Here is a 14669-nt window from a genome sequence, read left to right as displayed (position 1 = left end):
GCTATCGGCTGTTAACCGATCGGTCGTAGGTTCGAGTCCTACCTGTGGAGCCATGGCTCCTTGGTCAAGCGGTTAAGACACCGCCCTTTCACGGCGGTAACACGGGTTCGAGTCCCGTAGGAGTCATTATTTTGGAGAATTAGCTCAGCTGGGAGAGCATCTGCCTTACAAGCAGAGGGTCGGCGGTTCGAACCCGTCATTCTCCACCATTTTGATTATTAAATTATATGAATAAGCTGGAGGGGTAGCGAAGTGGCTAAACGCGGCGGACTGTAAATCCGCTCCTTCGGGTTCGGCAGTTCGAATCTGCCCCCCTCCACCATCTATATATTGGGCTATAGCCAAGCGGTAAGGCAACGGACTTTGACTCCGTCACTCGTTGGTTCGAATCCAGCTAGCCCAGCCATTAGAGCCATTAGCTCAGTTGGTAGAGCATCTGACTTTTAATCAGAGGGTCAGAGGTTCGAATCCTCTATGGCTCACTACTTGCACTTTCCATTTTTGGGAAGTGCTTTTTTTTATGAAGTAATAAGATAAACAGATTATATGTGTAGCTATTGCTTGATAATGGTAAGCGCATACATTATTCTTTAATTACATAGAGCAAAGGGGGACGCTTATGACAAAGACAAAAGCAATTGATATTATAGGTGCACCATCAACATTTGGACAAAGAAAATTAGGTGTTGATTTAGGACCAACAGCAATTAGATATGCTGGATTAATTTCAAGATTAAAGCAATTAGACCTCGATGTATATGACAAGGGGGATATTAAGGTACCTGTTGTGAACATTGAAAAATTTCATAGTGAACAAAAAGGATTAAGAAATTATGATGAAATTATAGATGTTAATCAAAAATTAAATAAAGAGGTTTCAGCATCAATTGAAAATAACAGATTTCCTCTAGTTCTTGGTGGAGATCATTCTATTGCGGTAGGTTCAGTATCAGCAATAAGTAAACATTATAATAATTTAGGTGTTATTTGGTATGATGCACATGGTGATTTAAATATACCTGAAGAGTCACCAAGTGGAAATATTCATGGTATGCCTCTAAGGATTTTGACAGGCGAAGGTCCCAAAGAACTTTTAGAATTAAATAGTAATGTAATCAAGCCAGAAAACATCGTACTAATTGGTATGAGAGATTTAGATAAAGGTGAAAGACAATTTATCAAAGATCATAATATTAAAACATTTACTATGTCAGATATTGATAAATTGGGGATAAAGGAAGTAATTGAAAATACAATAGAATATTTGAAGTCACGCAATGTTGATGGCGTTCATTTATCTTTAGATGTTGATGCTTTAGATCCGCTTGAAACGCCAGGCACTGGTACTAGAGTTTTGGGTGGTCTTAGTTATAGAGAAAGCCATTTTGCATTGGAATTACTGCATCAATCACATTTAATTTCCTCAATGGATTTAGTTGAAGTAAATCCATTGATTGACAGTAATAATCATACTGCTGAACAAGCGGTTTCATTAGTTGGAACATTTTTTGGTGAAACTTTATTATAAATAAATGATTTGTAGTGTATAAAGTATATTTTGCTTTTTGCACTACTTTTTTTAATTCACTAAAATGATTAAGAGTAGTTATAATCTTTAAAATAAATTTTTTCTATTTAAATATATGTTCGTATGACAGTGATGTAAATGATTGGTATAATGGGTATTATGGAAAAATATTACCCGGAGGAGATGTTATGGATTTTTCCAACTTTTTTCAAAACCTCAGTACGTTAAAAATTGTAACGAGTATCCTTGATTTACTGATAGTTTGGTATGTACTTTATCTTCTCATCACGGTCTTTAAGGGAACTAAAGCGATACAATTACTTAAAGGGATATTAGTAATTGTTATTGGTCAGCAGATAAGTATGATATTGAACTTGACTGCAACATCTAAATTATTCGATATCGTTATTCAATGGGGGGTATTAGCTTTAATAGTAATATTCCAACCAGAAATTAGACGTGCGTTAGAACAACTTGGTAGAGGTAGCTTTTTAAAACGCTATACTTCTAATACGTATAGTAAAGATGAAGAGAAATTGATTCAATCGGTTTCAAAGGCTGTGCAATATATGGCTAAAAGACGTATAGGTGCATTAATTGTCTTTGAAAAAGAAACAGGTCTTCAAGATTATATTGAAACAGGTATTGCAATGGATTCAAATATTTCGCAAGAACTTTTAATTAATGTCTTTATACCTAACACACCTTTACATGATGGTGCAATGATTATTCAAGGCACGAAGATTGCAGCAGCAGCAAGTTATTTGCCATTGTCTGATAGTCCTAAGATATCTAAAAGTTTGGGTACAAGACATAGAGCTGCGGTTGGTATTTCAGAAGTATCTGATGCATTTACCGTTATTGTATCTGAAGAAACTGGTGATATTTCGGTAACATTTGATGGAAAATTACGACGAGACATTTCAAACGAAATTTTTGAAGAGTTGCTTGCTGAACATTGGTTTGGCACACGCTTTCAAAAGAAAGGTGTGAAATAATATGCTAGAAAGTAAATGGGGCTTGAGATTTATTGCCTTTCTTTTGGCATTGTTTTTCTTTTTATCTGTTAACAATGTTTTTGGAAATATCTTTAACACTGGTAATCTTGGTCAAAAGTCTAGTAAAACGATTCAAGATGTACCCGTTGAAATTCTTTATAACACTAAAGATTTGCATTTAACAAAAGCGCCTGAAACAGTTAATGTGACTATTTCAGGACCACAATCAAAGATAATAAAAATTGAAAATCCAGAAGATTTAAGAGTAGTGATTGATTTATCAAATGCTAAAGCTGGAAAATATCAAGAGAAGTATCAAGTTAAAGGGTTAGCTGATGACATTCATTATTCTGTAAAACCTAAATTAGCAAATATTACGCTTGAAAACAAAGTAACTAAAAAGATGACAGTTCAACCTGATGTAAGTCAGAGTGATATTGATCCACTTTATAAAATTACAAAGCAAGAAGTTTCACCACAAACAGTTAAAGTAACAGGTGGAGAAGAACAATTGAATGATATCGCTTATTTAAAAGCCACTTTTAAAACTAATAAAAAGATTAATGGTGACACAAAAGATGTCGCAGAAGTAACGGCTTTTGATAAAAAACTGAATAAATTAAATGTATCGATTCAACCTAATGAAGTGAATTTACAAGTTAAAGTAGAGCCTTTTAGCAAAAAGGTTAAAGTAAATGTTAAACAGAAAGGTAGTTTAGCAGATGATAAAGAGTTAAGTTCGATTGATTTAGAAGATAAAGAAATTGAAATCTTCGGTAGTCGAGATGACTTACAAAATATAAGCGAAGTTGATGCAGAAGTAGATTTAGATGGTATTTCAGAATCAACTGAAAAGACTGTAAAAATCAATTTACCAGAACATGTCACTAAAGCACAACCAAGTGAAACGAAGGCTTATATAAATGTAAAATAAATAGCTAAATTAAAGGAGAGTAAACAATGGGAAAATATTTTGGTACAGACGGAGTAAGAGGTGTCGCAAACCAAGAACTAACACCTGAATTGGCATTTAAATTAGGAAGATACGGTGGCTATGTTCTAGCACATAATAAAGGTGAAAAACACCCACGTGTACTTGTAGGTCGCGATACTAGAGTTTCAGGTGAAATGTTAGAATCAGCATTAATAGCTGGTTTGATTTCAATTGGTGCAGAAGTGATGCGATTAGGTATTATTTCAACACCAGGTGTTGCATATTTAACACGCGATATGGGTGCAGAGTTAGGTGTAATGATTTCAGCCTCTCATAATCCAGTTGCAGATAATGGTATTAAATTCTTTGGATCAGATGGTTTTAAACTATCAGATGAACAAGAAAATGAAATTGAAGCATTATTGGATCAAGAAAACCCAGAATTACCAAGACCAGTTGGCAATGATATTGTACATTATTCAGATTACTTTGAAGGGGCACAAAAATATTTGAGCTATTTAAAATCAACAGTAGATGTTAACTTTGAAGGTTTGAAAATTGTTTTAGATGGTGCAAATGGTTCAACATCATCACTAGCGCCATTCTTATTTGGTGACTTAGAAGCAGATACTGAAACAATTGGATGTAGTCCAGATGGATATAATATCAATGAGAAATGTGGCTCTACACATCCTGAAAAATTAGCTGAAAAAGTAGTTGAAACTGAAAGTGATTTTGGGTTAGCATTTGACGGCGATGGAGACAGAATCATAGCAGTAGATGAGAATGGTCAAATCGTTGACGGTGACCAAATTATGTTTATTATTGGTCAAGAAATGCATAAAAATCAAGAATTGAATAATGACATGATTGTTTCTACTGTTATGAGTAATTTAGGTTTTTACAAAGCGCTTGAACAAGAAGGAATTAAATCTAATAAAACTAAAGTTGGCGACAGATATGTAGTAGAAGAAATGCGTCGCGGTAATTATAACTTAGGTGGAGAACAATCTGGACATATCGTTATGATGGATTACAATACAACTGGTGATGGTTTATTAACTGGTATTCAATTAGCTTCTGTAATAAAAATGACTGGTAAATCACTAAGTGAATTAGCTGGACAAATGAAAAAATATCCACAATCATTAATTAACGTACGCGTAACAGATAAATATCGTGTTGAAGAAAATGTTGACGTTAAAGAAGTTATGACTAAAGTAGAAGTAGAAATGAATGGAGAAGGTCGAATTTTAGTAAGACCTTCTGGAACAGAACCATTAGTTCGTGTCATGGTTGAAGCAGCAACTGATGAAGATGCTGAAAGATTTGCACAACAAATAGCTGATGTGGTTCAAGATAAAATGGGATTAGATAAATAAATACTGTATTACAAATAAGCCGATGCGTATGCATCGGTTTTTTTGTGTTTCTAGAAATAATTTATAGTACAAACGTAAAATGATATAAACAAAATAAAAACAAAGTAATCAATATGTAATATAAAATACACTGGTGATCAATATATAATGATGATAAAATTAATTTTAATTAGATAGAGTTGCTTTGTGTTTTTAACGCAGATGCTACTACTTATCTTAACAGTTGATTAAGTGAAATCATTTAACAGCGAGAATAATCAACCAGGAGGATGACTTAATGAATTTATTCAGACAACAAAAATTTAGTATCAGAAAATTTAATGTCGGTATTTTTTCAGCTTTAATTGCCACTGTTACTTTTATATCTACTAACCCGACAACAGCGTCTGCAGCAGAGCAAAATCAGCCTGCACAAAATCAACCAGCACAACCAGCTGATGCCAATGCACAGCCTAACGCAAATGCTGGTGCTCAAGCTAATCCTGCAGCACAACCAGCTGCACCTGCGAACCAAGGACAACCAGCAGCACAACCAGCAAACCAAGGTGGACAGGCTAATCCAGCAGGAGGCGCAGCACAACCAGCAGGAGGCGCAGCACAACCGGCAGCAGGTACAGCACAACCAGCTGGACAAGGTAATCAAGCTGATCCAAATAACGCTGCACAAGCACAACCTGGAAATCAAGCAGCACCGGCAAACCAAGCAGGACAAGGAAATAACCAAGCAACACCGGCAAATCAAACACAGCCAGCGAATGCTCCAGCAGCAGCGCAACCAGCAGCACCTGTAGCAGCAAACGCACAAACTCAAGATCCAAATGCTAGCAATACTGGTGAAGGCAGTATTAATACAACATTAACGTTTGATGATCCTGCCATATCAACAGATGAGAATAGACAGGATCCAACTGTAACTGTTACAGATAAAGTAAATGGTTATTCATTAATTAACAACGGTAAGATTGGTTTCGTTAACTCAGAATTAAGACGAAGCGATATGTTTGATAAGAATAACCCTCAAAACTATCAAGCTAAAGGAAACGTGGCTGCATTAGGTCGTGTGAATGCAAATGATTCTACAGATCATGGTAACTTTAACGGTATTTCAAAAACTGTAAATGTAAAACCAGATTCAGAATTAATTATTAACTTTACTACTATGCAAACGAATAGTAAGCAAGGTGCAACAAATTTAGTTATTAAAGATGCTAAGAAAAATACTGAATTAGCAACTGTAAATGTTGCTAAGACTGGTACTGCACATTTATTTAAAGTACCAACTGATGCTGATCGTTTAGATTTACAATTTATTCCTGACAATACAGCAGTTGCTGATGCTTCAAGAATTACAACAAATAAAGATGGTTATAAATACTATTCATTCATTGATAATGTAGGTCTATTCTCAGGATCACATTTATATGTCAAAAATAGAGATTTAGCACCGAAAGCAACTAACAATAAAGAATATACTATTAATACTGAAATCGGTAACAATGGTAATTTTGGTGCTTCATTAAAAGCAGATCAATTTAAATATGAAGTAACATTACCACAAGGTGTAACTTACGTTAATGATTCATTAACTACAACATTCCCTAATGGTAATGAAGACAGTACAGTATTGAAAAATATGACTGTTAATTATGATCAAAATGCAAATAAAGTTACATTTACAAGCCAAGGTGTGACAACGGCACGTGGTACACACACTAAAGAAGTTTTATTCCCAGATAAATCTTTAAAATTATCATATAAAGTTAATGTTGCGAATATCGATACACCTAAAAATATTGATTTTAATGAAAAATTAACATATCGTACTGCTTCAGATGTTGTAATTAATAATGCGCAACCAGAAGTTACACTAACTGCAGATCCATTTTCAGTAGCGGTTGAAATGAACAAAGATGCGTTGCAACAACAAGTAAACTCACAAGTTGATAATAGTCATTACACAACAGCATCAATTGCAGAATACAATAAACTTAAACAACAAGCAGACACTATTTTAAATGAAGATGCGAATCACGTTGAAACTGCAAATCGTGCATCTCAAGCGGATATTGACGGTTTAGTAACTAAATTACAAGCTGCATTAATTGATAATCAAGCAGCAATTGCTGAATTAGATGCTAAAGCTCAAGAAAAGGTTACAGCAGCACAACAAAGTAAAAAAGTTACGCAAGATGAAGTTGCAGCGCTTGTGACTAAAATTAACAATGATAAAAATAATGCAATCGCAGAAATTAATAAACAAACAACATCACAAGGTGTCACAACTGAAAAAGATAATGGTATCGCAGTGTTAGAACAAGATGTGATTACACCAACAGTTAAACCTCAAGCGAAACAAGATATTATCCAAGCAGTTACAACTCGTAAACAACAAATTAAAAAGTCAAATGCATCATTACAAGATGAAAAAGATGTAGCAAATGATAAAATTGGTAAAATTGAAACAAAGGCAATTAAAGATATTGATGCAGCAACAACAAATGCACAAGTAGAAGCCATTAAAACAAAAGCAATCAATGATATTAATCAAACTGCACCTGCAACAACAGCCAAAGCAGCAGCTCTTGAAGAATTTGATGAAGTTGTACAAGCACAAATTGATCAAGCGCCTTTAAATCCTGATACAACAAATGAAGAGGTAGCGGAAGCAATTGAACGTATTAATGCAGCTAAAGTTTCAGGTGTTAAAGCGATAGAAGCGACAACGACTGCACAAGATTTAGAACGCGTTAAAAACGAAGAAATATTCAAAATTGAGAATATTACGGATTCAACTCAAACTAAAATGGATGCTTATAAAGAAGTTAGACAAGCAGCTACAGCTAGAAAAGCGCAAAATGCTACAGTTTCAAATGCAACTGATGAAGAAGTAGCAGAGGCAAATGCAGCAGTAGATGCAGCTCAAACAGAAGGTTTACATGACATCCAAGTTGTTAAATCACAACAAGAAGTGGCTGATACTAAAGCAAAAGTATTAGATAAAATCAATGCAATTCAAACACAAGCAAAAGTTAAACCTGCAGCTGATACAGAAGTAGAAAACGCATATAATACACGTAAACAAGAAATTCAAAATAGCAATGCTTCAACTACAGAAGAAAAACAAGCTGCATATACAGAATTAGATACTAAAAAGCAAGAAGCAAGAACAAATCTTGATGCTGCAAATACAAACAGTGCTGTAACAACAGCTAAAGACAATGGTATTGCTGCAATTAATCAAGTTCAAGCTGCCACAACTAAGAAATCGGATGCTAAAGCAGAAATTGCTCAAAAAGCAAGTGAACGTAAAACAGCAATCGAAGCAATGAATGATTCGACTACTGAAGAACAACAAGCAGCGAAAGAAAAAGTTGATCAAGCTGTTCTGTCTGCAAACGCTGATATAGATAATGCTGCAGCAAATACAGATGTAGATAATGCAAAAACTACAAATGAAGCTACAATCGCAGCCATTACACCTGATGCAAATGTTAAACCTCAAGCGAAACAAGCAATTGCAGATAAAGTACAAGCTCAAGAAAAAGCAATTGATGCTAATAACGGTTCAACAACAGAAGAAAAAGCAGCTGCGAAACAACAAGTCCAAACTGAAAAAACGACTGCTGATGCAGCAATAGATGCAGCACATACAAATGCGGAAGTTGAAGCGGCTAAAAATGCAGAAATTGCTAAAATTGAAGCGATTCAGCCAGCAACAACAACTAAAGATAATGCGAAAGAAGCAATTGCTACGAAAGCGAATGAACGTAAAACAGCAATCGCTCAAACGCAAGACATTACTGCTGAAGAAATTGCAGCGGCTAATGCGGACGTAGATAATGCTGTGACACAAGCAAATAGCAACATTGAAGCTGCTAATAGTCAAAATGATGTAGACCAAGCGAAAACGACAGGTGAAACTAATATTGATCAAGTAACACCAACAGTTAATAAAAAAGCAACTGCACGTAATGAAATCACAGCAATTTTAAATAACAAATTGCAAGAGATTCAAGCTACGCCAGATGCAACAGATGAAGAAAAACAAGCAGCTGATGCAGAAGCAAATACTGAAAATGGTAAAGCAATTCAAGCCATTGCAGCAGCAACTACTAACGCACAAGTTGATGAAGCTAAAACAAATGCAGAAGCAGCGATTAATGCGGTAACACCAAAAGTTGTGAAGAAACAAACGGCTAAAGATGAAATTGATCAATTACAAGCAACGCAAACAAATGTTATCAATAATGATCAGAACGCTACAACTGAAGAAAAAGAAGCAGCTATTCAACAATTAGCAACAGCAGTTACAGACGCGAAAAATAATATTACAGCTGCAACTGATGATAATGGTGTAGATCAGGCGAAAGACGCTGGAAAGAATTCAATTCAAAGCACGCAACCAGCAACATCGGTTAAATCAAATGCTAAAAATGATGTTGATCAAGCTGTGACAACTCAAAATCAAGCAATTGATAATACAACTGGTGCTACAACTGAAGAGAAAAATGCAGCAAAAGATTTAGTTTTAAAAGCTAAAGAAAAAGCGTATCAAGATATCTTAAATGCACAAACAACTAATGATGTTACGCAAATTAAAGATCAAGCAGTTGCTGATATTCAAGGTATTACTGCAGATACAACAATTAAAGATGTTGCGAAAGATGAATTAGCAACAAAAGCAAACGAACAAAAAGCGCTTATTGCACAAACTGCAGATGCGACTACTGAAGAAAAAGAACAAGCAAATCAACAAGTAGACGCACAATTAACACAAGGTAATCAAAATATTGAAAATGCACAGTCAATTGATGACGTAAACACTGCAAAAGATAATGCAATTCAAGCCATCGACCCAATTCAAGCATCAACAGATGTTAAAACGAATGCAAGAGCGGAATTGCTAACTGAAATGCAAAATAAAATAACTGAAATACTTAATAATAATGAGACTACTAATGAAGAAAAAGGTAACGATATTGGACCAGTTAGAGCAGCATATGAAGAAGGTTTAAATAATATTAATGCAGCAACTACTACAGGTGATGTAACTACTGCTAAAGATACAGCAGTACAAAAAGTTCAACAACTTCATGCAAATCCTGTTAAGAAACCAGCAGGTAAAAAAGAATTAGATCAAGCTGCAGCTGATAAGAAAACACAAATAGAACAAACACCAAATGCATCACAACAAGAAATTAATGATGCAAAACAAGAAGTTGATACTGAATTAAATCAAGCGAAAACAAATGTCGATCAATCATCAACAAATGAATATGTTGATAATGCAGTTAAAGAAGGAAAAGCTAAAATTAATGCAGTTAAAACATTTAGTGAGTACAAAAAAGATGCTTTAGCTAAAATTGAAGATGCATATAATGCTAAAGTAAACGAAGCGGATAACTCTAACGCATCGACTTCAAGTGAAATTGCTGAAGCGAAACAAAAACTTGCTGAATTAAAACAAACTGCGGATCAAAATGTTAATCAAGCTACTTCTAAAGATGACATTGAAGTTCAAATTCATAATGACTTAGATAATATTAACGATTACACAATTCCAACAGGTAAAAAAGAATCAGCTACAACAGATTTATATGCTTATGCAGATCAGAAGAAAAATAATATTTCAGCTGACACTAATGCAACACAAGATGAAAAGCAACAAGCAATTAAGCAAGTTGACCAAAATGTTCAAACTGCATTAGAAAGCATTAATAATGGTGTGGATAATGGTGACGTTGATGATGCATTAACACAAGGTAAAGCAGCAATTGATGCTATTCAAGTAGATGCTACTGTTAAACCTAAAGCGAACCAAGCTATTGAAGTTAAAGCAGAAGATACGAAAGAATCTATTGATCAAAGTGACCAGTTAACTGCTGAAGAAAAAACTGAAGCATTAGCAATGATTAAACAAATTACAGATCAAGCTAAACAAGGTATTACTGATGCAACAACAACTGCTGAAGTTGAAAAAGCGAAAGCTCAAGGACTTGAAGCATTTGATAACATTCAAATCGACTCAACAGAAAAACAAAAAGCTATCGAAGAATTAGAAACTGCACTAGACCAGATTGAAGCAGGTGTAAATGTCGACGCTGATGCTACAACTGAAGAAAAAGAAGCGTTTACGAATGCTTTAGAAGACATTTTATCAAAAGCAACTGAAGATATTTCTGATCAAACTACAAATGCAGAAATCGCTACTGTCAAAAATAGTGCGCTTGAACAACTTAAAGCACAACGTATTAATCCAGTAGTTAAGAAAAATGCTTTGGAAGCAATTAGAGAAGTGGTTAACAAGCAAATAGAAATAATTAAAAATGCAGATGCAGATGCATCGGCGAAAGAAATTGCACGTACAGATTTAGGTAGATATTTTGACAGATTTGCTGATAAATTAGATAAAACACAAACAAATACAGAGGTTGCTGAATTACAAAATGTAACGATACCTGCAATTGAAGCGATTGTGCCTCAGAATGATCCAGATGCTAATGATACTAATAATGGTACAGATAATAATGATGCAACAGCAAATTCAAATGCTAATGCAACACCAGAAAACACTGGACAACCTAACGTATCTGAGACGACAGATAATGGCAAAGCAGACGCTTCTCCGACAACACCAAATAATAGTGATGCGGCAACAGGTGAAACAACAGTAACATCAGCAACTGATGATGCAAAGGATAAACCGCAAGCTAATAACAATTCTAGTGCAGATGCATCAACAAACAGTCCGACAATGGATAACGATGTAACTAGTAAACCAGAAGTAGAATCAACTAATAACGGCACAACTGATAAACCTGTAACAGAAACAGATAATGCAACGCCAGCAGAAAGCACAACAAATAACAATAGTACAACTACAGCAACAAACGAGAATGCACCAACAGGATCAACAACGACGGCTCCAACAACTGCGAGCACAGAAGCAGCATCATCTGCTGATAGTAAAGATAATGCATCTGTAAATGATTCAAAACAAAATGCTGAAGTAAATAATAGTGCTGAATCTCAATCAACTAATGGCAAGGTTGCACAACCAAAATCTGAAAATAAAGCTAAGGCAGAAAAAGATGGTAGAGATTCAACAAATCAAAGTATGGTTGAATCAACAACTGAAACATTGCCTTCAGCAGACATAACAGAACCAAATGTACCTTCTAATACATCAAAAGATAAAGAAGAAAGTACGTCAAATCAAACTGATGCAGGACAACTTAAGTCTGAAACTAACGTTGCATCTAACGAAGCAGATAAATCGCCAAGCAAAGCTGATACTGAAGTTTCGAATAAACCATCAACATCTGCATCTTCTGAAGCAAAAGAAAAAATGACTTCAACTAATGTTAGCCAAAAAGATGATACGGCAACAGCAGATACTAATGATATGCAAACATCAGTTGGCTCAGTTGCAAACAATAAAGCTAAAGATATGCAAACTAATGATACGCAAACATCAGTTGGCCCAGTTGCAAACAATAAAGCTACGCAAAACGACGGTGCCAATGCATCTCCAGCAACAGTTTCTAATGGTAGTCATAGTATGCATCAAGATATGCTTAATGTAACTAAGACTGAAGAAAACAAAGCAAATGCAAAATCAGACCAACAAGGAAAAGTTAATAAGCCTAAACAACAAGCTAAAACTTTACCAGATACTGGTATGTCACATAATGACGATTTACCATATGCTGAATTAGCTCTAGGTGCAGGTATGGCATTCTTAATTAGAAGATTCACTAAGAAAGACCAACAAACTGAAGAATAAAATTTATTCAAGAATGTGAACATCTAGTTATTTCATAGGGAAATATTCCTTACTAAGTAACCAAGTCTAACAGTTAATATGAATTCGTTTTAGTAATGACCAATAGCCATTGAATAGGTGGCTGTGGCTCGAAAATAAAACAAATTATTAACGCAAAAATACTCCTTTCATACATAACACAAGTTAAGTGTCTATGTTGAAGGGAGTATTTTTTTATGTTCAGAAATTTAATATTGTTAATTCAACGGAACTACTACATTATTACTGATTGTTAACGAATAACGTTGGAAACTTCTTGTTTCAAACAAAGCTCAATAAATTATGAAAGTGAATTGTACGCTTCAATTATTTCATCGGCTAAGCCATCGTCAACTTTAGCATATTCGCTTAAAAACGCTTTTAAACCGTGTTCTTTAATGTAATTATTTTTCTCAACAGTTTCTTGGTCTGCTGTATCATCATACTTCAATAACAATGCAGCTGTATTTAATAAACCAGTGCGTTCTAAATCTTTATTATAAAGATATGTTAATGGTTTTATAATTCTATCTTTAGGGCCAATTTTACGTAACGTACCTCGTCCGACACGTGTCACTTCATCAGATAAATAAGAATTGTTGAAACGGTCTATTATTTTTTCAACATAACCAGCTTGTTCCGCTTCAGTAAAATCAAATTCATTAGTAATATATTGACTTGTTTCAGCTAAAACACGGCGTAAGCCAGCTTCAATTGAACTATCTTTTACAGCGTCTAATACGGTAGCTTTACCTGCAAATTTACCAGCATACGCTAAATATGCATGTCCTGTATTCACAGTTAATAATTTACGCTCAATATATGGTGTTAAATCATCAACATATTTAATATGATTTAGTTCTGGGCCATACCATGCATCTTTTTCAACAACCCATTCGTAAAATGGCTCAACCATAACGTCTAATATATTTTCATTCTTTTGTAATGGTACAATTCTATCAACTGCTGAGTTAGCAAAATGAATATTGTTACCAAGAGGGCCAGTAATATCAAGTACTGCTTTTTTCAATGTATCAGTTGCCATAATAGCATTCTCACAAGCAACAATATTAACATGGTTTGTTTTTTCTTTTAAGAAAGGCGCAAAAGATTTAGCAATAATAGGTAGTATGTTAACACCAACAGCTGTTGTAATAATATCAGCTTCTAGAATTGCTTGTTTCAACGCTTCAGAAGGTTGCATTGAATTAATTGCATCAACATTATTCACGCGCGTCGTTGTTTTAGACTCATCAGCTAAAATAACATCGTATTGATGATCATGAGCTAAAGCATTAATGATTTCTTCATTGACGTCTGCAAATGTTACTTTAACATTGTTGTCTGCAAGAATATAACCAATGAAACCACGACCTATGTTACCAGCACCAAAGTGAACTGCTTTCATTATGCATCTGCCTCCTCGAATACTTGTTTAATTTCTTCTGCAGATTTTGCTTGAACGATACGATCCACATTTTCTTCTTCGCTAAATGTAATTGCAATTTTAGATAACAAGTCTAAATGTTCGCCATCTTTACCAGCGATTCCCACGACAACTTTAACTACTTCGCCATCCCAGTCAACGCCTTCAGGGATTTGTAATAATGTTAAACCTGAGTGAATCACATTTGTTTTAGCTTCATCTGTGCCATGAGGAATTGCTAAGCCATTTCCCATAAATGTTGATACGACTTGTTCACGATCTTTCATTGCTTGAATATAAGCATCTGTTACAGCACCACTATCAACTAAGGCTTTACCTGCTTTTTCAATTGCTTCATTTTGGCTGTTAACATTTACATTTAAAAAGATATTGTCATTACTAAATAATTCGCTCATTTTGTACACTCCTAAATAAATTGTTTTTTAATTCGTTCTAAAAATTTGTTTCTTAATAATGTTTCAAGTTCCTGTGGATTTTCCATAAAAGTATCAATAGATTCTAATTTCAAACTTAAAAATTCGGACAAGTCACTTACCAGTGATGCCATAAAATCATTGTCAGGAATAAACATGGAAA

Annotated in this window: 8 protein-coding genes and 5 tRNA genes; 10 read left to right on the top strand and 3 right to left on the bottom strand. The window is 34.6% G+C overall.

What is annotated here, in order from left to right; all coding sequences use genetic code 11:
* Positions 1-54: 54 nt before the first annotated feature.
* The 10 genes from IDG64_RS13935 (at position 55) to fmtB (ending at position 12628) form a co-directional block, all read left to right on the top strand.
* Positions 55-126: transfer RNA gene (locus IDG64_RS13935), tRNA-Glu, on the top strand.
* Between the two features lie 7 nt (positions 127-133).
* Positions 134-209: transfer RNA gene (locus IDG64_RS13930), tRNA-Val, on the top strand.
* 29 nt (positions 210-238) lie between these two features.
* Positions 239-322, top strand: a tRNA-Tyr gene (locus IDG64_RS13925).
* 9 nt (positions 323-331) lie between these two features.
* Positions 332-406 (top strand) — tRNA-Gln (locus IDG64_RS13920).
* 3 nt (positions 407-409) lie between these two features.
* Positions 410-482: transfer RNA gene (locus IDG64_RS13915), tRNA-Lys, on the top strand.
* 137 nt (positions 483-619) lie between these two features.
* Positions 620-1528 (top strand): arginase, encoded by a 909-nt coding sequence (gene rocF / locus IDG64_RS13910; RefSeq protein ID WP_000167873.1) that lies wholly within the window; start codon positions 620-622, stop codon positions 1526-1528.
* Positions 1529-1716: 188 nt separating this feature from the next.
* Entirely contained in the window at positions 1717-2526 is an 810-nt protein-coding gene (gene cdaA / locus IDG64_RS13905; protein ID WP_000347896.1) for a diadenylate cyclase CdaA, read from the top strand.
* A 1-nt stretch (position 2527) separates the two neighbouring features.
* Positions 2528-3460: a CdaR family protein gene (locus IDG64_RS13900; protein WP_000894032.1), complete on the top strand. Its 933-nt coding sequence runs from the start codon at positions 2528-2530 to the stop codon at positions 3458-3460.
* Between the two features lie 26 nt (positions 3461-3486).
* Complete coding sequence (gene glmM, locus IDG64_RS13895) at positions 3487-4842, top strand: phosphoglucosamine mutase (protein ID WP_000521495.1); 1356 nt, start codon at positions 3487-3489, stop codon at positions 4840-4842.
* 277 nt (positions 4843-5119) lie between these two features.
* Entirely contained in the window at positions 5120-12628 is a 7509-nt protein-coding gene (gene fmtB / locus IDG64_RS13890; protein ID WP_200626299.1) for an LPXTG-anchored DUF1542 repeat protein FmtB, read from the top strand.
* Positions 12629-12947: 319 nt separating this feature from the next.
* Here the strand turns inward: fmtB and IDG64_RS13885 are convergent, their stop codons facing one another.
* From IDG64_RS13885 to IDG64_RS15220, 3 genes are all read right to left on the bottom strand, one after another.
* Positions 12948-14054 carry a mannitol-1-phosphate 5-dehydrogenase gene (locus IDG64_RS13885; RefSeq protein WP_000648723.1) on the bottom strand — a complete coding sequence of 369 codons (1107 nt, stop codon included), beginning with the start codon at positions 14052-14054 and terminating at the stop codon, positions 12948-12950.
* The gene (locus IDG64_RS13880) at positions 14054-14488 is read right to left on the bottom strand and encodes a PTS mannitol transporter subunit IIA (RefSeq protein WP_001292149.1); all 435 of its coding nucleotides are present in this window, start codon (positions 14486-14488) and stop codon (positions 14054-14056) included. The genes IDG64_RS13885 and IDG64_RS13880 overlap by 1 nt, the downstream gene beginning before the upstream one ends.
* An 11-nt stretch (positions 14489-14499) precedes the next feature.
* On the bottom strand, positions 14500-14669 hold a 170-nt coding region (locus IDG64_RS15220), incomplete at its 5' end, for a hypothetical protein (RefSeq protein ID WP_241012145.1).

The organism is Staphylococcus sp. EG-SA-15, assembly GCF_017151895.1.
GTDB lineage: Bacteria > Bacillota > Bacilli > Staphylococcales > Staphylococcaceae > Staphylococcus > Staphylococcus aureus.
This window is presented reverse-complemented; position numbering and strand designations above follow the sequence as displayed.